The 21,426-nt window shown below is 38.1% G+C and carries 17 protein-coding genes; 16 read left to right on the top strand and 1 reads right to left on the bottom strand.

The window, feature by feature from the left end; genetic code table 11:
• Positions 1 to 138: 138 nt before the first annotated feature.
• The gene (locus ACFP65_RS03855) at positions 139 to 1,104 is read right to left on the bottom strand and encodes a Gfo/Idh/MocA family protein (protein WP_379916053.1); all 966 of its coding nucleotides are present in this window, start codon (positions 1,102 to 1,104) and stop codon (positions 139 to 141) included.
• A 223-nt stretch (positions 1,105 to 1,327) separates the two neighbouring features.
• Here ACFP65_RS03855 and ACFP65_RS03850 point away from each other — a divergent pair, with 223 nt between their 5' ends.
• The 16 genes from ACFP65_RS03850 (at position 1,328) to rlmD (ending at position 21,260) form a co-directional block, all read left to right on the top strand.
• Positions 1,328 to 2,137 carry a M15 family metallopeptidase gene (locus ACFP65_RS03850; protein ID WP_379916051.1) on the top strand — a complete coding sequence of 270 codons (810 nt, stop codon included), beginning with the start codon at positions 1,328 to 1,330 and terminating at the stop codon, positions 2,135 to 2,137.
• A 41-nt stretch (positions 2,138 to 2,178) separates the two neighbouring features.
• On the top strand, positions 2,179 to 2,832 hold the full coding sequence (locus ACFP65_RS03845; RefSeq protein WP_379916049.1) for a glycoside hydrolase family 73 protein: 654 nt from the start codon (positions 2,179 to 2,181) through the stop codon (positions 2,830 to 2,832).
• Complete coding sequence (locus ACFP65_RS03840; RefSeq protein WP_379916047.1) at positions 2,822 to 3,511, top strand: hydrolase; 690 nt, start codon at positions 2,822 to 2,824, stop codon at positions 3,509 to 3,511. The genes ACFP65_RS03845 and ACFP65_RS03840 overlap by 11 nt, the downstream gene beginning before the upstream one ends.
• A 45-nt stretch (positions 3,512 to 3,556) precedes the next feature.
• The gene (locus ACFP65_RS03835) at positions 3,557 to 5,620 is read left to right on the top strand and encodes a penicillin-binding transpeptidase domain-containing protein (RefSeq protein ID WP_379916045.1); all 2,064 of its coding nucleotides are present in this window, start codon (positions 3,557 to 3,559) and stop codon (positions 5,618 to 5,620) included.
• Between the two features lie 119 nt (positions 5,621 to 5,739).
• Positions 5,740 to 7,089: a hemolysin family protein gene (locus ACFP65_RS03830; protein ID WP_379916044.1), complete on the top strand. Its 1,350-nt coding sequence runs from the start codon at positions 5,740 to 5,742 to the stop codon at positions 7,087 to 7,089.
• A gap of 164 nt (positions 7,090 to 7,253) precedes the next feature.
• The gene (locus ACFP65_RS03825; RefSeq protein WP_379916059.1) at positions 7,254 to 7,805 is read left to right on the top strand and encodes a DUF2179 domain-containing protein; all 552 of its coding nucleotides are present in this window, start codon (positions 7,254 to 7,256) and stop codon (positions 7,803 to 7,805) included.
• A gap of 36 nt (positions 7,806 to 7,841) precedes the next feature.
• Complete coding sequence (locus ACFP65_RS03820) at positions 7,842 to 8,960, top strand: 5-(carboxyamino)imidazole ribonucleotide synthase (RefSeq protein WP_379916042.1); 1,119 nt, start codon at positions 7,842 to 7,844, stop codon at positions 8,958 to 8,960.
• Positions 8,961 to 9,046: 86 nt separating this feature from the next.
• Positions 9,047 to 9,694, top strand: coding sequence for a GntR family transcriptional regulator (locus tag ACFP65_RS03815; RefSeq protein ID WP_379916040.1), 648 nt, complete (start codon positions 9,047 to 9,049; stop codon positions 9,692 to 9,694).
• 304 nt (positions 9,695 to 9,998) lie between these two features.
• On the top strand, positions 9,999 to 12,236 hold the full coding sequence (gene pcrA, locus ACFP65_RS03810) for a DNA helicase PcrA (RefSeq protein WP_379916038.1): 2,238 nt from the start codon (positions 9,999 to 10,001) through the stop codon (positions 12,234 to 12,236).
• A gap of 29 nt (positions 12,237 to 12,265) precedes the next feature.
• Positions 12,266 to 14,284 (top strand): NAD-dependent DNA ligase LigA, encoded by a 2,019-nt coding sequence (gene ligA, locus ACFP65_RS03805; RefSeq protein WP_379916036.1) that lies wholly within the window; start codon positions 12,266 to 12,268, stop codon positions 14,282 to 14,284.
• Positions 14,268 to 15,488, top strand: a complete 1,221-nt coding sequence (locus ACFP65_RS03800) for a CamS family sex pheromone protein (protein ID WP_379916034.1) — start codon at positions 14,268 to 14,270, stop codon at positions 15,486 to 15,488. Before ligA ends, ACFP65_RS03800 begins: the two co-directional genes overlap by 17 nt.
• A 43-nt stretch (positions 15,489 to 15,531) precedes the next feature.
• Entirely contained in the window at positions 15,532 to 15,837 is a 306-nt protein-coding gene (gene gatC / locus ACFP65_RS03795) for an Asp-tRNA(Asn)/Glu-tRNA(Gln) amidotransferase subunit GatC (RefSeq protein ID WP_225743469.1), read from the top strand.
• Complete coding sequence (gene gatA, locus ACFP65_RS03790; RefSeq protein ID WP_379916057.1) at positions 15,834 to 17,303, top strand: Asp-tRNA(Asn)/Glu-tRNA(Gln) amidotransferase subunit GatA; 1,470 nt, start codon at positions 15,834 to 15,836, stop codon at positions 17,301 to 17,303. Before gatC ends, gatA begins: the two co-directional genes overlap by 4 nt.
• Positions 17,304 to 17,305: 2 nt before the next feature.
• A complete protein-coding gene (gatB, locus tag ACFP65_RS03785; protein WP_379916032.1) occupies positions 17,306 to 18,739 on the top strand; it encodes an Asp-tRNA(Asn)/Glu-tRNA(Gln) amidotransferase subunit GatB in 1,434 nt (477 codons plus the stop codon).
• 42 nt (positions 18,740 to 18,781) lie between these two features.
• Entirely contained in the window at positions 18,782 to 19,795 is a 1,014-nt protein-coding gene (locus ACFP65_RS03780; protein ID WP_379916030.1) for a diacylglycerol kinase family lipid kinase, read from the top strand.
• A gap of 79 nt (positions 19,796 to 19,874) precedes the next feature.
• Positions 19,875 to 21,260, top strand: a complete 1,386-nt coding sequence (rlmD, locus tag ACFP65_RS03775) for a 23S rRNA (uracil(1939)-C(5))-methyltransferase RlmD (RefSeq protein WP_379916028.1) — start codon at positions 19,875 to 19,877, stop codon at positions 21,258 to 21,260.
• Positions 21,261 to 21,426 lie beyond the last annotated feature (166 nt).

Below are 21,426 nucleotides of genomic sequence, written 5' to 3'. Positions count from 1 at the left end.
CCTCTCACTAAAAATGAAGCCCAAAAAAAGAAGACTTATCGAATGAAATCGATAAATCTTCTTAAGGGTAACTAATGTTACCAACACTATTTGACACAGAGCCAATTTGGACATCTATCTCTTTTTTTGTTTCATCTCTTATTTTGTTAAATCCATACCCCACAGTTTTTCTGACTGATCCATAAGGTTGGTTACATCACGAGTCAAATCAATATAAGAAAGGTTTTCCGTTTCAAGTAAGGTTTGAGTCAATGCTTCTATTTCGTACGATAGAGCAGCGGAAGAATCCCCATCTTCAACCATTTCAGTTTGGCCATCAGCATAAGTGATGACTGCTTTATCTGCTCTAGGGTAATCTAATACCGTAATATAAGCTTCCTCGCAGACGATTACACCTTGTTTAGGCATTTTTCCTCTAAAGGAAAGAGAGACACTAGACAGTTCATTGTGTTCGTTACGCATTTGAATCGTACTCATCTCGTCCACACCCGTTTCATAAAGCTTAGCCATTGTTTGAAGTTTGGTCGGTTGACTATTTAAGAAGTAGCGGACGAAAGACAAAGCATAAACGCCAATATCCAGAAGTGCACCGCCACCCAAATCTTTACTGAAAAATCGATTAGAAGAGTCTGCTTCTTTCAAACTTCCAAACATAGCATTGACCATTTTGAGCTGTCCAAATTCCCCGGACTTGATTCTTGATTTCAATTGCTTATATAAAGGCATGTGATAAATTGTCATCGCCTCAGCAATAATCAAGTTTTTATCTTTAGCCAGTTCATGGACCTCTTTAAATTCGGCTGCACTCATAACCATTGCTTTTTCACATAATACATGTTTACCTGCATTCAGGACCATTTTAATATTTTCCGCGTGGTGACTGTTAGGCGTTGCTAGGTAAATGATGTCAATTTCTGGATCAAAGCAGAGAGCTTCATAATGACCATAAGCTTTAGGTACATGATGTCTTTCAGCAAATTCCTGAGCTTTCTGTAAACTTCTTGAAGCAACAGCAGCTAATTCAGCTTGTTCTGAGTTAAAAGAATCTGCGAAACTTTGAGCAATATCACCAAGTCCAATAATACCCCATCTAATTGTAGCCATCATCATTCCTTCTTTCTATAAAATTGTTTAAAAAGATGATAAGACTTTAAATATCAGAACTTCTACTTTATCTTAATCATTTTTTTAACTGCTTACTTTAATTGTATCAAAAAAATGAAGTAACCGTTTAAAAATGTTTAGATTATCATGAGTATTTTGGTTTGAGACTTTGCGTTGTGGTAAAATGAATAGCATGAATATACTAGAGTAGGAGATTTTTAGAATGCATAAAAAATGGTTCATTTTACCTGTTGGTTTAATCGTCCTTGCAGGCTGCACGCCTGCAGATCAAACACCAATAGAGGAAACATCAAAGAGTTCCAATGGGCAAAACACATCTTCTGAAACATCTGAACAAAAAGAGGAAACAACAGAAACACTTACCGAAGAAGAAATTGCGCATCTTGAGATTTTGGAATCGTTACCAGAAGATGCAAATTCCAAAGACTGGAATCTTATTCTAGTGAATAACTGGAAGCCATTACCAGACGATTTTGAACCCAACCTTGTAGAAGTAGAACCAGATAAAGAAGTAGATGCAAGAATCGTAGAACCATTTAATGAATGGATATCTGCTGGTCTTGAGGCTGGTCATCGTCTATTTTTTGCTTCAGGTTACCGTTCTGTTGAAAGACAGCAAAATAACTATGATAATAGTATCAATAAATTCAAGAAAGAAGGCTTTACGGAAGAAGAAGCCATTTCTAAAACAGAAGAATATATCGCTATACCGAAAAGAAGTGAGCACCATACCGGTTTGGCGGTAGATATCGTTGATCAACAGTGGATTGCTGATGGTAATAGTCTGACACCAGATTATGATACTCAGGAATCGCAACATTGGTTACTGGAAACAATGACAGACTACGGCTTTATCTTAAGATACCCTGAAGGGGCAGAAACATTAACAGACATTAATTATGAGTCTTGGCATTTTAGATACGTTGGTAAAGAAAATGCCCAGTTTATCGAGGAGCACGAGCTTGTATTGGAAGAATTTATAGAATTGCTTGAAGAAAGAGAAAATCTATAAGACTAAATTATAGCGGAATCATTTTAAAGGAGTCGTTGGTTTTGGCTAAAAGGAAAACGAAAGCACGTAAGAGGGGCAAAAGAAACAAGCAGAGTCCACTTATGCTACTATTTAAAATCGGGCTAGTGTTTTTACTGTTTTTTGTTTTCTCTATCGCTTTTGTCGGTAAAAGGTTGCTAGACGATCCAGTTGGCATTTCTTCTTCTCGTGAGGAAGAATTTATTGATGAAGTTGGTGAGAACGCAGTGATTTTAAACGCAACCTATGGCATTCGTCCAAGCATCGCGATTGCTCAGGCAATCCTTGAGTCAAACTGGGGAAGAAGTGAGTTAGCGCAACGTGAAAATAATTATTATGGTATTAAAGGAACGAATGAAACAGATTATACTACAAAGGAATTCGAAGATGACGAATGGGTAGAGATCAGAGCTGAATTCAGAAGTTATAACACGTTGCTGGAGTCTATGGAAGATTATGCGAAGCTTTTGAAAAATGGAACAGATTGGGATGACAGCCTCTATACAGATGTTATTGAATCTTCGAATTATCAGGATGCTGCAAAAGCCCTTAAAGATGCGGGCTATGCTACTGACCCGGACTATCCTGATAAAGTCATCTCGCTAATTGAAACTTATGACCTTCAAAGGTTTGATAACGATACTATTGAAAACGAGGGACAAACTAATGACCAATAAAAAAGAAGTGCCAGTCGTTGAGACTAATCTAAGAAAAGATTATATTGCAGTACCTGATGTCATAAGAAATGCTAGTGGTATCAACATCAATGGCAAAAGATTTAAAGCCATGATGTTTACGACGGATATTGCGATTATCATGAACAATAACGCGGATGCCATCATGGCAGTTTATCCTTTCACGCCGCACCCAGCAATCATTGAGGCAATTACTTCTGTCTCGACAATACCTGTCCTCGCTGGAGTGGGTGGTGGAACGACACAAGGACCAAGATCAGCAAATATGGCGCTCTTTGCCGAAGCTCACGGGTGCTTGGCAGTTGTAGTGAATGCACCGACACCTATTGAGACCATTGAAGCCATCAATGAAGTTATAGATATTCCAATCATTATGACGATTGTTTCTGAATATACAGATATAGACGAAAGACTGGCTGCTGGAATCGATATTTTAAATATCTCAAATGCTGCGAATACCGCAGAACTTGTCAGAGAAATCAGAAGCAAGTATCCTAAGCTTCCCATCATTGCAACTGGTGGTCCGACAGAAGAAAGTATCAAAGAGACCATTGAAGCAGGCGCAAATGCAATCACTTATACACCACCTTCCAATGGGAAATTATTCAGCAAAAAAATGGATAAATATAGAAAAAAAGAAAAAGACATATTCGATCAATAAAAAAACAACCAATCATAGTTGAATCATTAGAAAGTAGGTAGGAATATGAAGCGATCTTCAAAAGGATTTACAAAAAATGGTAAAAGTAAAAAAATCTGGTTAATCCCCGTAGCTGTCATTCTGATTGTTCTGGTATGTATTGGAGGATATATTGGCTATACTAGATGGCAAGAAAATCGCGAAGCTCAATTAAGACAAACTCGAGCAGAGGATATTACCGAAAATTACTTAGAAGCGCTTAGATCAGAAGAAATCTCAGATATGGTTGACCTTCTATCAGAAGACTCAATTTCAAATTCTTCTTATTCAGATGAAGAAATTGTTGAAAGATATCAAAACGTTTTTTCAGTAATTGGTGCAACAAACTTGAATGAAACGATGTCACAATTAAGACTAGATGAAGAAACGGATACTTATCACTTTAACTACACATTGTCTATGGACACTTCTTTAGGCACGATAAACGATCTAGCCTACGAAACAACTCTTCATGAAGAGGGAGAAACCATGTCGGTTAACTGGGATACAACATTGATATTTCCGGATTTGGAACAGGGAGACCTTGTTAGAATCAGTTATGAAGAAGGGGACCGTGGAAGTTTGAATGATCGCAATGGCAATCTGCTTGCTGGCAACGGAGACGCTTGGCAAGCGGGACTCTATCCATTATCTTTAGGTGAAGGTAGTGCGAGAGAGGAAAATCTCAGCCGTATTGCAGATGCCTTAAATCAGGAAGTTCCAGCACTAGAAGGGTTACTCGAACAATCATGGGTCAATGAAGATAGCTTTGTACCCTTTACAGTTGTAGATGAAGGGAACAGACCGGAGCTTGCAGGCGTCCGCTATCAACAGACTGCTGCGCGTATTTATCCCTTATCTGAAGCAGCAGCTCACCTAACAGGATATGTTGGTCAAGCGACTGCCGAAGATATAGAAGCTAACCCTACCTTGCAAGCTGGAGACACATTAGGAAAATCGGGTTTAGAAGCAGCTTTTGATCAGAGACTTAGAGGAACAAAAGGTGGAAGAATCTTTATTGAGTCAGAGGAAGGCGAACAAAAATCTGTATTGATTGAATCAGAAATTAAAGACGGAGAAAATATTCGTCTTACAATAGACATCGACCTACAACAGTCATTTTACGACCAGTTACAAGGCGAACCAGGAACAGCTGTTGTGATGGAACCTGAGACAGGAGAGTTACTGGTAGCAGCTAGTTCACCTTCTTATGATCCGCAACTTTTTGTAAGAGGAATTTCAAATGAAGCGTATCAGAGTTATAACGATGATCCTAATACACCCTTTATCGCTCGTTATGCAGCAAGATACGCACCAGGTTCAACTTTTAAAATATTAACCTCTATGATTGGTTTAGATACAGGCATTACGACGCCTGAAAAACTCCACACAATTGAGGGACTACAATGGAGTCCAAATGATGATTCTTTTGGAGGACATCAAATTACTCGTGTAAGTGACGCGGTGACAGAAGTTGACTTGCAAGCAGCCATTACGTATTCAGACAATATCTATTTCGCAATGGAAGCACTCGAAATAGGTGGAGATAGATTCGTTAAGGAACTAAGTCAATTCCCATTTGGTGCCAGTATGAATCTTCCATTCAGTATGCAACCGGCTCAGATATCTAATGATGGCGCATTGAATAGACCAACTTTGCTGGCAGATACTGCCTATGGGCAAGGTGAATTATTGATGAGCCCGATTCATCAGATTTCATTTTACTCTGCTGTAGCCAATGACGGGATGATGACATTCCCTACAATCGTTATGGATGAAGAAGCAGGCGCAAATCAACTCACTCCAGTATCTTCAGAGTCTGCAGAAATTGTCAGAGAAGATCTGATTAGAGCTGTAGAAGATACAAATGGTACAGCGCATCCTTTTGCATCTCTGCCTTTCCAAGTAGGTGCTAAAACAGGAACAGCTGAAATAGAAAAAGATGGCGAAAATGTCACGAATGGATTTGTTTACGCACTGGATGCAGAGGATAACGATTTCACGTTTATTGGTTTCCTGGAAGGAAAGAGCAGTGGGGATGTAGTTGAGCGATTCTTACCCATTCTTCCAGAATTAAAAGATACTGAATAAAAAATAAAAGCAAAAAAGCCTACACTGAATGCTATTGTTCCAGTGCTCAATATGTGATATAGTGACTTTGATTTTGATAAATGAATTAAAGTGAACGTAAAAAAAGGAGAAAATATATAATGAATTCTGATCCTGGGAGTCTGCAGCCCTTAATTGGGCATGTAGCACTTATTGTTTTGTTGACGGTTGTCTATGGCATTTTCGCAGCAGTCGAAATGTCATTGATTTCACTGAATCAAACCAAAATTATCGAGTTATCAATTGAAGGAAACAAGAAAGCCAAAAAGGTGTTACTGTTGTTAGAAAAGTCGGATGATTATCTGATTGCAGTTCGTATTATTCTGACACTAGCTGCGCTCTTTAGTAGTGCGTTAGCGTCATTTTACTATACTGACTACCTGGCTGGTATGATGGGAGAATTTGCTTCTGCCAGAATTTTGAGTATGATCATTATTACATTGATTGTCTCATCTGTGTTTCTTGTATTTGGAGAGCAGCTGCCTAAAGCGATTGCTGCTCAAGACCCCGACCAAACTGCAATGTTGCTCGTAGGGATCGTTCTTATTGTTCGCAAATTATTTATCCCAATTGTTTGGACTTTGAAAATGATCACAAAACTAATGAAAAAAATGATTCCAATTAATTTTGATGCGCAGGAAGACACGATGACAAGAGATGAATTCCGTACATTTATAGAACAGAGTCATCACCATGAAGTCATCGATCTAGAAGAATTTTCAATGTTAAAAGGGGTCTTATCTCTGGACAACAAAATTGCCAGAGAAGTGATGGTTCCAAGAACCGATTCATTTATGTTGGACTACGAAGATTCGAATAAAGAAAATATTGATGCTATGTTGAACACCCCGCACTCTAGAGTGCCGCTATATTTTGAAGATAAAGATAACATACTAGGGATTGTTCACGTAAAGAACTTGTTGAAAGCTTCGAAAGATCAAGCCTTATATGATATTGATTTAAAAGAAATCAGTAATGAAGCGTTATTTGTACCGGAGACTATCTACATTGATGATTTGATTTTTCAAATGAAACGAACTCAAAACCAAATGGCTGTATTGAACGACGAATATGGTGGTGTGGTTGGTATCGTTACACTAGAAGATCTTCTTGAAGAAATCGTTGGAGAAATCGATGATGAATATGATCAGACGAATAGTTTGTTTGAAGAAGTTTCTGATCAGAAATATATCGTAGATGGATCAGCACCGATAGAAAAGTTTAATGATTATTTTGGTACCAAGATAGAATCAGAAGATGTTGATACGATTGCCGGATACTTCATAACGGAGTTTGGTAGTGTGCCGAGCAAAAACGATGAAGCATTTTTGAAATTAGAAGATTTATTGATGAAAGTAGATTCACTTGAAGGCTCCCGAATATTGACTTTACGCGTTGAAAAAATTCAGCTTGAAGATACTTTGGGAGAGCTAGTTGAAGATCAGGGATAAACAAGATCTATGGCTGAATTAGAAGAAATAACCATTCTTTTAATGAGGGAAATAGTCATATAATAAAAAGGCTGGGATGGGTCATACTTGTCTCAGCTATTATAGTATGTAAAACTTAAGGTAGGTAAAAAAGATAGGAGATTCTTGTGGATTTAGATTGGACAATGTTAATAACAATATTTTTAATAAACGTCGTTTACGTTACGTTAAACACACTTAGAATGATGCTGACTATGAAAGGGTATCAGTCGATTGCACCTTTTATTGCAATGGTTGAAATTTCTATTTACGTTGTTGGATTAGGATTAGTGCTAGACAACCTAGATAATGTCATAAATATATTCGTGTACGCCCTAGGATTTGGAGTGGGGATTTTTGCGGGTATGAAGATTGAAAATTATTTAGCACTAGGTCATATACTGGTTACAACAATTGTTCCAGAAGATGGATGGGAAATCGCTGACAAACTCAGAGATCAGGGATATGGGGTCACTACTACGCAAGCTTATGGTAGAGAAGGTAATCGATACGTACTTGAAATATTGACACCTAGATCAAATGAGCGTGATCTTTATAAAAAGATTCACCAAATCGAATCAAAAGCTTTCATCGTTTCGTATGAGCCTAGATATATTAATGGCGGTTTTTGGACGAAAAAAATTAAGAAAAATAAACTATCAAAATCCAAAAAATCTGGAAATAGTCCAAAAAGTTGAAGCAAAAAGAGTCAACAGAAGTAAGGAGCGAATATGATGATTGAATGGATTCAACCTGGAAAGACGATTGGAATTGTAGGGGGAGGGAGTGTAGCTAGATTGCTTGCACTTTCTGCGAAAAAAATGGGTTATAAGATTGGACTATTAGATCCTGACCCAATCTGTTCTGCGAGCAGCATTGCTGATTGGCATCTTAGAGCAGAACTTACAAACGAGAAAGCTTTCAGAGACTTAGCCCTCAAAAGTGATATGGTCATTTATGAAACTGAAGCCTTTCACACAGATTATTTGAGAATGATGAAACGCTCACTTCCGGTACCACAAGGAGAAGATTTACTGGCGATTTCCCAAGATAGAGTTTTACAGAAAGCTTTTCTTGAATCACACAGTATTAACATTGCTCCGTTCGCGACGATTGTCTCAATGGATGATGTCCGCGAATCTGTTCAAAGCATAGGATATCCTTGTGTGTTAAAAGCTAACCGCACAGATGAACGTTACCGTCAACACACCGTATTGTATGACGATAGCGATATTGAAAAAACGGAAGACTTATTGAATTCAGGAGCAAGCGTATTAGAAGCTTGGATACCATTTGAAAGAGAACTTTGTATTGCAATCGTAAAAGACTCATCTGGAAAAATCTTAACATATCCGGTTGCAGAAATGATGTACCGTCAAGACAAATTCTTCCAGAGTATTGTTCCTGCAAGAATTGACTATGAAGTACAGCAAGAAGTTACTCGTATTGCCCGTATTGTTGCTGAAAATATTGATTTTCAAGGGGTAATTGCTTTAGAAATACTGACCACATCTACAGGGTCACTGTATGTTAATGAGATTGTAGGACATCCTCATCAAGCCTATCATTACACAACGGACTGGGCTGAGCTTTCACAGTACGAAGCTCATATAAGAGCGGTTTGTGGATGGTCTTTACCTGAAGAAATCAAGACGCCTTCAACGAGTGTTATGAGACTGTTTAATCAAAATCAGTTAGAAGAAGCTTATACGCAAGCTAGAATACAACAAGACTGGAAATTCACCTTCTATCAAGGCGATCCAGAAGATATCTATACTGAAAAGGGGCATTTAACCGTACAGACAGATCATATCAATCAGACAGTGACCTTATTATCAGATATTGGTATGTAACTAGATTAAAATCAAGGAGATTCTAATTGAGAAAATACAGTCAATAGATAGATTGGGTGATTGATTAGAATTCAAGGACTGAAGATATGTCAAAGCAGAAAAGAAGAGAAATAGAAGCTTATCAATATATGAAAGCGAAGATTGATAATAGAGAATGGTTGCCGCAAAAGCAGCTCAAGGAGCAGGAATTGACCTCAGAGCTTAAAATGAGTCGCACACCGGTACGTAATGCGTTTCTTCAACTGGAAAAAGAAGGTCTCATTGTGATTGAGCCCTATAAAGGGGCAAAGGTTCTTTCAAAAGAAATTGATATCCGAGCTTTTCAAGATAGAATAAAATTTATTGAACTCATGATCATACATTATTTTCTAAAGCTTGAAAAAGAAGAAAAAAGTATCGATATGAAAGCACCTGCTGAAAAATTACAAAGTATGCAACGTTGTAGTCAATCGGCTCAGCCAGAATTTGAAAATCAGGAGCTGGAGTTCTGGCAGTATATTTTAACCATGGAAAACAATCAATACCACTATTCATTGATCATGACGTGTTTCAAGGAGCTGTTTTCAGAAGAAGGTAGTATAAACAAAGTGCTGTATCGAAGCCGCCAGACTAAAATAAAACAGTATCAGCAATTAGTGGCTTTTTTATCAGAAGCTAATTATCCCTATGCTAGAAGAGAAATAAGAATATTATTAAATCAAATCAGATTGAATATTATTCAAAGTATAGATTAAGAGATACTGGAAGAAATAAATAAAGTTGAATTTAAGAAAGCATATTGGAGTATAGCCGATTTAACCTATATGAAAAGTAATTGCTCTTCATATAGGATGTTGAAGTTATAAAACAATATGCTTTTTGTATGCCTTTTTTAGTGAATGACGCATAAAATATTTATAAGACATTACGAAGCGTGATCCAATAACACGGATCAGAAACAATCTAAGATTTAGATGATGGAATGCCTTGTTCTATAGAAAGAAGCACTCGTTTTCTGTATAATATAGGAATGTATGACTACCCGAGAGGATGACAATATTGGTACTGCGTAAAGATATTTTAAACGGAATGAATCCCAAACAAAAAGAAGCAGCTGCATATACTGAAGGGCCACTATTGATTATGGCAGGAGCCGGTTCAGGTAAAACAAGAGTACTGACTCACCGTATTTCTTACCTGATTGAAGAAAAAGGCGTAAACCCTTGGAATATATTAGCGATAACCTTTACAAATAAAGCCGCATCAGAAATGAAAGCCCGTGTCTCAAAGCTCGTCAAAGACGGCGGGAGCGACGTATGGGTCTCTACTTTTCACTCGATGTGTGTCCGTATTTTAAGAAGAGAAGCCGATCAAATCGGTTATAATCGTTCTTTCACAATCAGTGATCCTGGCGAACAACAAACGTTGATGAAAAGAATACTAAAAAGACAAAATATAGATCCTAAAAAGTATAACCCAAGAGCTATTTTATCTGAGATTAGCAATGCAAAAAATAAATTACAAAATGAAGCTGAATTTCGTGCGCAAGCGAGTGATTACTTCGGAAAGATCGTTGCAGATTGTTACGATGATTATCAGCGAGAACTTAGAACAGCTCAGGCAGTAGATTTTGATGATTTGATTATGCTGACTGTAAGACTATTTGAAGAACAACCTGAGACGCTGAAAGTTTATCAAACAAAGTTTCAATATATTCACGTAGATGAGTATCAGGATACAAACCATGCTCAATACCGATTAGTACAACTACTTGCAGATCGTTTGCGCAACATCTGTGTTGTTGGAGATGCGGATCAAAGTATCTATGGTTGGCGTGGAGCTGATATGGAAAACATCATGAACTTTGAAAAAGACTATCCAGAAGCTAAGGTGATTTTCCTTGAACAGAATTATCGTTCAACCAAAAATATCCTTGCAGCTGCCAATCATGTGATCTCTAATAATATTAATCGTAAAGATAAAAAACTATGGACCGATAACCACGATGGTCATAAGATTGTTTATTATCGTGCTGGAAACGAGCATGAAGAATCAAGGTACATCATTCAGCAAATCAAAGAAGAGATGGAAAATGATTCCAAAAAGAAATACGATGACTTTGCAGTTCTTTATAGAACAAATGCTCAATCAAGGGTCATGGAAGAAACACTGATCAAAACCAATATTCCTTACCGAATGGTAGGGGGGCACAAATTCTATGATAGAAAAGAAATCAAAGATATTCTTGCCTATCTTACATTGATTGCGAACCCATCAGATAACTTGAGTTTCAGTAGAGTTGTGAATGTCCCTAAAAGAGGTATTGGGACAAGTTCAGTAGATAAACTAAGACTGTCAGCAGAAGAAATGGGATGGTCTTTATATGAAGCTGCATTGAATGCTCAAGTCACCAATCTCACTGGGCGAGCGGCCAATAAGCTGGAAGTCTTTGCAACTATGTTGAATGACTTCAGAAAAATGGCTGAGTATTTAACGGTTACAGAATTGACAGAGGAAATCTTGGATAAAAGTGACTATCTACCAACGTTAAAAAAAGAGCGTACTCTTGAATCAGAAGCACGAATTGAAAATATTAATGAATTTCTTTCTGTTACACAACAATTTGATGAAGACCCTCAAGAAGACAAAAGCTTGATTTCTTTCCTAACTGATCTTGCCTTATTATCTGATCTAGACAGAGATGAATCAGACGAGCCAGCAAGTGAGATCACGTTAATGACATTGCATGCTGCAAAAGGTTTAGAATTTCCAGTTGTCTTCTTGATTGGTATGGAAGACGGATTGTTCCCGTTATCACGAGCAGAACTGGACGAGAAAGAAATGGAAGAAGAAAGACGTCTGGCTTACGTTGGAATCACAAGAGCGGAACAGAAACTATATCTTTCAAATGCTATGAATAGAACCCTTTACGGGAAAACTCAGATGAATCGACCTTCTAGGTTCTTGGATGAGATTGAAGAAGACTTGCTGGAAAGACTAGAGTCCAATAGTTTGCGACCATTTTCTAATGGAATCAATAAAGGCTTTGGTAACAGATCGAATGATCATACTCCAACAAATAAAAAAGTTAAAACCGTCTACACACATCCCACAGGTAATAGTGGTGCAGAAAGTCTTGAATGGACGGTAGGCGACAAAGCCAACCACAAGGCTTGGGGGATTGGAACAGTTGTCAAAATCAGTGGTTCTGGACAAGACCTTCAATTGGATATCGCCTTTCCAGGAATTGGAATCAAACCACTATTAGCCACTTTTGCACCGATTGAAAAAGTATAAGGATTGAAAAGACCGAAAGGAGCAGGAATATGGTACTAGATAATGATTTTAAACAAGCTCAAGAAAGAGTTGATGAACTGATTACTCTTTTAGATCGTTATAGTCATGAATATTATGTTCTGGACCGACCGTCGATCGAGGATAGCGAATACGATAAACTCTACCACGAACTCTTACATCTGGAAGAAACCTATCCTGCTCTCATTCAGCAGGATTCACCTACTCAAAGAGTCGGCGGAACCTTGCTACCGGGATTTGAAAAAGTAGAACACGATTTACCGATGTTAAGTTTGGATAATGCATTTGACTTTGAAGGTTTACAAGCATTTGATAAACGCGTTCAGCAATTAGTTAGCGGAGAAATTGAATACGAGTGTGAGCTGAAAATCGATGGATTAGCTGTATCGCTTAAATATGAAGAAGGAAAACTGACGCAGGCTGTTACCAGAGGAGACGGACGCGTCGGAGAAAATGTGACAGGCAACGTGAAAACAATCAAAGCAGTCCCGCTTAAATTAAGACGTCCTGTAAGTATTGAGGCACGCGGTGAAATCTATATGCCAAAAGCTTCTTTTATCAAGTTGAATACAGACAGAGAAGAACAAGGAGAAGCCGTTTTTGCTAATCCTAGAAATGCTGCGGCTGGAACGTTAAGAAATCTTGACCCAAAAGTAACAGCCTCTAGAAATTTAAACCTCTTTTTATATTCCATGGTACAGTATGGAGAATTGGAAATAGAGACGCAAAGTGAAGCTTTAGAGACTCTTGAAAAGCTTGGTTTAAGAACGAATCCGGACCGTGCTATCTTTCAATCCATTGAAGGTGTCTGGTCGTATATCGAAGAGTACCAAGAGAAAAGATCTCAGTTGCCATATGAAATTGACGGTATCGTAATCAAAGTGAATCGGTTTGATGAGCAGGAGCAAGCGGGCTATACAGTAAAAGCGCCTAGATGGGCCATTGCTTATAAGTTCCCAGCTGAGGAAACGAAGACACGGATCAACGAAATCGAATGGTCTGTTGGAAGAACAGGTGTTGTAACACCTACTGCAATCATGGATGCTGTCCAGTTGGCCGGTACGACTGTGAAAAGAGCTAGTTTGCATAATGTTGATTTGATTAAAGAAAGAGATATTCGTCTGGATGATCTGGTATTCGTTCGTAAAGCTGGTGATATTATTCCAGAAGTGGTACGCGTCGACTTTGATTCGCGAACTGAAAATAGTGTTCCTTGTGAGATACCAGTAAATTGCCCAGCTTGTGAGAGTGAACTCGTTCATTTAGAAGACGAAGTCGCTTTGAGATGTGTAAATCCTAAATGTCCTGCGCAAGCTAAAGAAAGATTGATTCACTTTGTTTCCCGCAACGCCATGAATATCGATGGATTAGGTGAGAAAATTGTTATTCAGCTCTTTGAACGTCACCTTGTTGAAGATGTGTCAAATTTGTATGATTTAGATTTAGAGCAGTTAATGACATTAGATAAAATCGCCGAGAAGTCTGCTGACAATTTGTTGAAAGCCATAGAAGGATCAAAAAGGAATTCTATGGAGAGATTATTATTTGGACTTGGAATCAAGCATGTTGGAGCCAAGGCAGCACGACTATTGTCTGAAAAATATGAAACGATTGAAGCTTTAAAGCAAGCTACTCAAGAAGATATACAAGTGATAGAAGGTATTGGGGAAATCATTGCAGAAAGTGTTGTGGCCTTTTTTGAACTAGAAGCGGCCATCGATTTACTTGATAAACTTAAAGCACATGGTGTCAATATGACTTATACTGGACCGAAAAAAGTGGAAACAGCTGATACGACGTCCGTTTTCTACGATAAGACAATTGTTATAACAGGTAAATTAGAGCACTATAAGCGAAATGAGTTAAAAGAAACACTGACAAGGTTAGGAGCAAATGTTACAGGTAGTATTTCTAAAAAAACAGATATACTGATTGCAGGTGCGGACGCGGGTAGCAAATTGACTAAAGCCCAAGAATTAGAAGTACCTGTTTGGGATGAAGAAGCGTTAATAAATGAGATTGGTCAATGATTTTGAAAGTGAGGTAACATCTATGAACAAAAAGTTGATACTGGCAAGTTTAACTGGACTAACTTTATTTCTAGCTTCCTGCAATAGTCTTCCTGACTCGGTGGGAACAGAAGAGCAGCCGGTTGAACAGACTGAAGAAAATGATGGGGAAGCAGCAGAAAGTAATGATTCAGTTGTTGTTGAAACTAGAATCGATGATAATTATTATCGCCCATTAATTACTGAAGAAGGTACCTATGAGCCTAGCCAAAATCGTGGAATAACGAGATCTCTAAATTCAAACGTGAATATCAAAACATTTGAAGAGGATTTAATGAGACTGTCGCATAAGTATTTTTCAACGGATAATCATTATTTTCAAGAAGGACAACTGCTTCCCGCGAATTTAGCTACTAGTTGGTTACGTCGTGCTGAGCCACTTACTGAAGAGCAGATAGAAGAAGGAGAAACGATTCTTGGGTTGAATCCAGAAGATAATGGAAGTCAAGATCCTGAATCGAGAGCACCGAATTATCTGAGTTCTATTTTAGAACAAGATTTCTATACCCAGACTGACGATGGAATTCAACTTGCTGGAATCAGTATAGGGTTATCATTGAATTCCGTTGATTATTATCGCAACGATCAGCAGCAGGAACAACAGCAAGAAATTAGTAAAGAAGATTTGTTACGAGAAGGACAAAGAATTGGGAATGAAATTGTTTCGAGAATGCGTGAACTAGAAGGCGTAGGAACAGTTCCAATCATGGTTGGACTTTATCAACAATCTACTCGAGATAATTTTGCTGGCGGGGTTTATATTTCTGAAGGTCTTAGTGAAAACGGAGCAGATTCTATCTCTAACTGGAACCAAGTCAATGAAAGTAGACTCGTATTTCCGGTAGAAGGCATGCAGAGTGCGGAAGGAAATAGTTTTGCCAATTTTAAATCAAAAGTAGAAAACTTTTTTCCTAATTTAAGTGGTATCACAGGGGTTGCGCATTACGTTGACGATAACTTAGTTAGTCTTCAAATCGAAATCGTTACACAATTTTATGGAAAAGGCGAGATTATTGCCTTCACTCAGTATTTGAACGAAGCAGCGAATTCATATCTATCAGAAAATCTACCCATTGAAATTAAAGTAGAATCCTTGAATGGTATTGAATCATTCCTGAAGCGAGATGCGGAAGAAACCGACTTTACGACACACGTCTTTAATTAAGCAATTTGAACGGTATATTATCAATCTGGAGGGAATTACCTATATGTCTATAAACGAAGAAACAGTTAAGCACGTTGCTAAACTGGCCAAGCTTGAATTCAAAGAAGAAGAGATCCATGACTTTACTGAAGGCATGGACAAAATCATTAACATGGTGGAACAATTAGAAGATCTGGATACGACAGGTGTAGAAGGCACGTATCATGGCATTACCCATCACAGTGTACTTCGTGAGGATAAAGCGAAGCTTGAAGTCTCTAGAGAAGACTTGTTTACAAATGTTAAAACCAAACAAGATGGGTTTATCAAAGTACCCGCAATTATGGATAATGGGGAGAGTGGAGCATAATGACGATATTAGATCATACGTTAGAGGAATTACATGAACTGCTCGTCAAAGGTGAGTTGACATCGCTCCAAATCATGGAGGCTGTATACGATAGAATTGAAGAAACAGAAGCAAACGTAGGTGCTTTTCTTGAGTTAAGTAAAACAGACGCTTTAGCTAAAGCACGTGCTATGGATGAAGCCGGTATTGATCCGAACAATATTTTGAGTGGTTTGCCCATTGGAATCAAAGACAACATCGTAACAAAAGGTGTTACCACAACAGCAGCTTCTAAAATGTTAGAAGACTTTGTGCCTGTATACGATGCAACAGTTGTTGAGAAGTTAAACGACTGCGGTATGATATCAGTTGGTAAGTTGAACATGGATGAGTTTGCTATGGGTGGATCTACAGAAAACTCTGCATTCAAAGTTACGGCTAATCCATGGGATCTTTCAAAAGTCCCAGGAGGATCTTCTGGTGGTTCAGCTGCAGCAGTGGCAGCTGGTCAAGTGCCTGTTTCACTAGGTTCGGATACTGGGGGTTCCATCAGAGAACCAGCTGCATTTACAGGAATAGTAGGAATGAAGCCTACATACGGACGCGTTTCACGTTACGGCTTGATTGCCTTTGGATCAAGTCTTGACCAAATTGGACCATTTACTAGAACAGTTAAAGACAATGCGCTAGTGTTGAATGCCATTAGCGGATACGATCAACGTGATTCTACTTCTTATGATGGAGAAACACCTGATTTCACTCAAGGAATCGATCAAGGTGTAAAAGGTATGCGTATTGGTGTTCCTAAAGAATACTTCAATGAAGAGTCAAAAGAAAAAGGCGTAATCGAATCTGTTCGTGCTGCGCTTAAAACGTATGAAAAACTCGGTGCTGAAATTGTTGAAGTCAGCTTGCCGCATTCAAAATACGGGATACCAGCTTATTACATTATTGCTTCTTCAGAAGCATCAAGTAACTTACAAAGATTTGATGGGATTCGATATGGATATCGTGCAGATAATGTTCAAAATCTTGAAGAACTTTATGTAAAATCTCGTTCAGAAGGTTTCGGATTAGAAGTTAAACGAAGAATCATGTTAGGTACATTTTCATTAAGTGCCGGGTTCTACGATGCCCATTTCAAAAAAGCAGCGCAAGCTAGAACGCTGATCCGTCAAGATTTTGAAAAAGTATTTGAAGAAGTTGATTTTCTAGTAGCACCGACTACTACAACGACTGCTTTCAATATTGGTGGTCAAATCGAAGATCCTTTAGCAATGTATATGGCTGATATACTGACTGTTCCAGTTAACTTGGCAGGCGTACCATCAGTTTCAATCCCTTGTGGGTTTTCTAATGAAATGCCAGTTGGAATGCAACTGATCGGAAAACATTTTGATGAACAAACACTTTATAGAGCGGCTTATGCTTTTGAACAATCAACTGATTTTCATAAGCAAAAACCACTTTTCAAGGGAGGAAAATAAATATGAATTTAGAAACAATCATTGGACTGGAAGTACACGTAGAGTTAAAAACAGATTCTAAAATGTTTTCTCCCTCACCGGCGCACTTCGGTGCTGAACCGAATACAAATACGAACGTCATTGACTGGGGATACCCAGGCGTACTTCCGGTAGTAAACGAACGAGCAATTGAATTTGGAATGCGTGCAGCATTAGCATTGAATTGTACGATTACACAAGATACAAAGTTCGACCGTAAAAATTACTTTTACCCAGATAATCCAAAAGCGTATCAAATTTCTCAATTCGATCGTCCTATTGGACACGATGGATGGATTGATATTGAAGTTAACGGCGAAACGAAACGAATCAGAATCGAACGTGTGCATCTTGAAGAAGATGCCGGTAAAAATACACACGGAACAGATGGCTACTCATACGTTGATTTGAATCGCCAAGGAACACCCTTGATTGAGATTGTTTCAGAAGCTGATATGCGTTCACCAGAAGAGGCGTATGCTTATCTAGAAGCTTTGAAGCAAATCGTACAATTCACGGGTGTATCAGATGTTAAAATGGAAGAAGGATCTATGCGTTGCGATGCCAATGTTTCTTTAAGACCATTTGGACAAGAAGCATTTGGTACAAAAGCTGAACTTAAAAACTTGAACTCATTTAATTATGTTCGTAAAGGGCTAGCTTACGAAGTTGAACGTCAAGAAAAAGTATTGATGGCTGGTGGCGAGTTACTACAAGAAACAAGAAGATATGATGAGTCAACTGGAAATACGCTTTTGATGCGTGTTAAAGAAGGTTCAAGTGATTACCGTTACTTCCCTGAACCGGATATTCCAAGACTCATCATTGAAGATGAATGGGTTGAAGCGGTTCGTAACTCTTTACCAGAGATGCCAAAAGAAAGAAGAGCTCGTTACGTTCGTGAATTAAATATTCCTGAATATGATGCAGAAGTGTTAACTTCTTCAAAAGAACTTTCTGACTTCTTTGATGGTACATTGTCATTTGATGCAGATGCCAAGCAAGTTTCTAACTGGTTGATGGGAGAAGTTTCTGCCTACTTGAATAGTGAAAAACTAGGGATTGATGACACAGCCTTAACACCGAAAGCGTTGGCTGAAATGATCAATTTAATAGCAGATGGTACGATTTCTTCAAAAATCGCTAAAAAAGTCTTCCGTGAGCTGATTACAAATGGAAGTGATAGCGTAGAGTCATTGGTAGAAGAAAAAGGTTGGGCACAATTAAGTGATCCGAGCAAACTCCTTCCAATTATCAATGAGATTTTGGATAATAATGATCAATCAATCGAAGACTTCAAGAATGGTAGAGACCGTGCCATTGGATTCCTTGTAGGACAGATTATGAAACAGACACGTGGTCAAGCTAATCCAGGTGTCGTGAACCAACTGTTGAAAGAAGAAATTGAAAAACGATAAACATTGAGTGTTAAAAAATGTTTATAGGGGGAACTCTTAGATATGAGAAAGAAAGCAAGGATTATTTACAATCCGACATCAGGAAGAGAACAAGTGAAAAGATCTCTTCCTGATATTCTCAAAGTTTATGAAGATTTTGGTTACGACACAAGTGCTTACTGTACAACAACTGAACCTTTATCTGCGCAGAAAGAGGCCAAGCGATGTGCTGACGAACAATTCGACCTTGTGATAGCTGCTGGTGGAGATGGAACAATCAATGAAGTAATTAACGGAATTGCTGTAGCTGAAAAACGTCCTAAAGTAGCCATCATTCCAGCTGGAACGACGAACGATTATGCTAGAGCACTGCACATTCCGAGAGGTAATCTGGTAGCTGCTGCAAAAGTGATTGAAAAAGATCAGTCTGTGTTTATGGATATTGGGAAAGTAAGTACAGCTTCAGAAGAACGCTATTTCATGAATATTGGTGCAGCTGGCTTTCTTTCGGAAGTATCTTATGAAGTTCCTGCTAATATGAAATCTTTATTTGGTTCATTGGCTTACTTTGCAAAAGGAGCAGAATTACTCCCTAGAGTGGGGAAAGTTCCTGTTCGTGTAGAATACGATGATGGTGTGTATGAAGGACAAGCTTCTATGGTATTTGTTGCTTTGACAAACTCTGTAGGTGGTTTTGAAGAAATCGCTCCTGATAAAACTTTAGGAGACGGTAAATTTACACTGATCATTGTGAAAGCAACGAATCTTGTTGAAATCATGAGATTGATCACACTACTAATGAATGATGGAAAACATATTAATAGCCCAAATATCGTGTATACTAAAACAAGTAAAGTTGTCACAGAGACGATTGGTGACCGTAAACTTATGATCAATATAGATGGTGAGTATGGTGGAGATGCACCAGCTACATTTATTAATTACCGACAACATATTGAAATGGTTGGAGATATTGATGGAATGAAACTGGACATTGATACACGAGATGCTACAATGGAAGAGAAGGAAACTGACTTTATCAAACAAGTGTCTGAACTGGAAGATCAAAGTCAGTAAAATGATGATGTGAAGCGTACAGTATCTTAGGTCTGTACGCTTTTATACTATATGTAAGAATTAAAAAGGAGTATTTATTTTGAGTAAAAAGAACAATAACTTTACAGCACCAGTATTAAAGAACAAAGATTACACAGCAACGGTTGAAGATCTGACACATGAGGGATTCGGTGTAGTTAAAATCGATAATTTCCCTGTGTTTGTAGAAGGCGCTTTGCCAGAAGAAGAAGTTACATTCAAAGTCGTAAAAATTGGTAAGAAATTTGCCTTTGGTAAATTGCTGGAAGTTTTAGCGACTAGCCCAGACCGCGTTGAAATTTTGGACAAAGTTTATGCTCAGACAGGTACTATGCCACTACAACATTTATCATATGATGCACAACTTAGATTCAAAAAAGATCAAGTCGTTCGCGTATTTGAGCGTATTGCAAAAATGCCAGAAGTTCCAATAGCAGATGTTATCGGTATGGATGAGCCTTATGGTTATAGAAATAAAGCTCAGATTCCAGTTCGTAAAATTAATGGTAAGATGGAAACGGGCTTTTTCAGAAAAAATAGTCATGACTTGATTCCTTTAGAAGATTTTGTAATTCAAGATCCTAAAATCGATGAAGCCGTTGTGACTGTGCGCGATATTCTGAAGAAATTCCATATTAAACCCTATGATGAAATCAATCATAAAGGTGATATTCGTCATATTCTTGTAAGAAGAGGACACTATACTGGAGAATTAATGGTTGTATTAGTTACTCGTACAAGTGATCTTTCTAGAGAAAATGAAATTATTGAAGCGATTAAAGAGAAACTACCAGAATTAGTTAGTTTAATTCAAAATATTAATCCTGAGAAAACAAACGTTATATTGGGAAGAGACCACCGTGTATTATACGGGGAAGATGGCTATCATGATACATTGTTAGGAGATACGTACTTTATTTCTCACGAATCTTTCTATCAAATTAATCCCGTTCAAACTCAAATTCTTTATCAGACAGCCATTGATTATGCTGAACTGACTGGAGAAGAAACAGTGATCGATGCTTATTGTGGTATCGGAACATTAACTTTAGGTTTAGCTAAAAAAGCGAAACATGTTTACGGACTTGAAATCGTTAATACAGCTATCAAAAATGCCAACCGTAATGTACAAGTGAATGATGTAGATAACGTATCCTTTAAAGTCGGCGCTGCTGAAGAGTTGATGGTTGAATGGAATAACCGTAACGACAGTGTAGATGTTCTTGTTGTAGATCCGCCAAGAAAAGGTTTAGCTAAAGAATTCGTGGATGCAGTACTTGTGATGAAACCTAAGAAAATGGTTTATGTCAGTTGTAACCCTGCAACCTTAGCAAGAGACTTAAAACTACTGCATGAAGGTGGCTACGAAGTCGTACAAGCTCAACCAGTAGATTTATTCCCACAAACGCATCATATTGAGACTGTTGTTCAGTTGCGCAGAAAATAAACTCAGTACCTCGTGCTACTGTGATTCGATAACTAAGCGAATCACAGTAGCTTTTTTTATAGTATTTAATGAATTTTCTTATTAAGGTTTAAGCAAAATTGTATAGAGACCGATAGATACGGTATAATAGCCTCAGTTTCAAAATACAGCGCCCAGTCAAAGGCAT

This window comes from Marinilactibacillus sp. GCM10026970 (genome assembly GCF_042660675.1).
GTDB lineage: Bacteria > Bacillota > Bacilli > Lactobacillales > Carnobacteriaceae_A > Marinilactibacillus.
This window is presented reverse-complemented; position numbering and strand designations above follow the sequence as displayed.

Bases quoted from the DNA above. Each gene is read 5' to 3' on its own strand.
- ACFP65_RS03850 (WP_379916051.1), top strand. From the start codon at position 1,328: ATGCATAAAAAATGGTTCATTTTACCTGTTGGTTTAATCGTCCTTGCA.
- gatB (WP_379916032.1), top strand. From the start codon at position 17,306: ATGAATTTAGAAACAATCATTGGACTGGAAGTACACGTAGAGTTAAAA.
- ACFP65_RS03835 (WP_379916045.1), top strand. From the start codon at position 3,557: ATGAAGCGATCTTCAAAAGGATTTACAAAAAATGGTAAAAGTAAAAAA.
- gatC (WP_225743469.1), top strand. From the start codon at position 15,532: ATGTCTATAAACGAAGAAACAGTTAAGCACGTTGCTAAACTGGCCAAG.
- ACFP65_RS03825 (WP_379916059.1), top strand. From the start codon at position 7,254: ATGTTAATAACAATATTTTTAATAAACGTCGTTTACGTTACGTTAAAC.
- ACFP65_RS03855 (WP_379916053.1), bottom strand. From the start codon at position 1,104: ATGGCTACAATTAGATGGGGTATTATTGGACTTGGTGATATTGCTCAA.
- ACFP65_RS03800 (WP_379916034.1), top strand. From the start codon at position 14,268: ATGAGATTGGTCAATGATTTTGAAAGTGAGGTAACATCTATGAACAAA.
- ACFP65_RS03840 (WP_379916047.1), top strand. From the start codon at position 2,822: ATGACCAATAAAAAAGAAGTGCCAGTCGTTGAGACTAATCTAAGAAAA.
- ACFP65_RS03780 (WP_379916030.1), top strand. From the start codon at position 18,782: ATGAGAAAGAAAGCAAGGATTATTTACAATCCGACATCAGGAAGAGAA.
- ACFP65_RS03820 (WP_379916042.1), top strand. From the start codon at position 7,842: ATGATTGAATGGATTCAACCTGGAAAGACGATTGGAATTGTAGGGGGA.
- ACFP65_RS03815 (WP_379916040.1), top strand. From the start codon at position 9,047: ATGTCAAAGCAGAAAAGAAGAGAAATAGAAGCTTATCAATATATGAAA.
- ACFP65_RS03830 (WP_379916044.1), top strand. From the start codon at position 5,740: ATGAATTCTGATCCTGGGAGTCTGCAGCCCTTAATTGGGCATGTAGCA.
- ligA (WP_379916036.1), top strand. From the start codon at position 12,266: ATGGTACTAGATAATGATTTTAAACAAGCTCAAGAAAGAGTTGATGAA.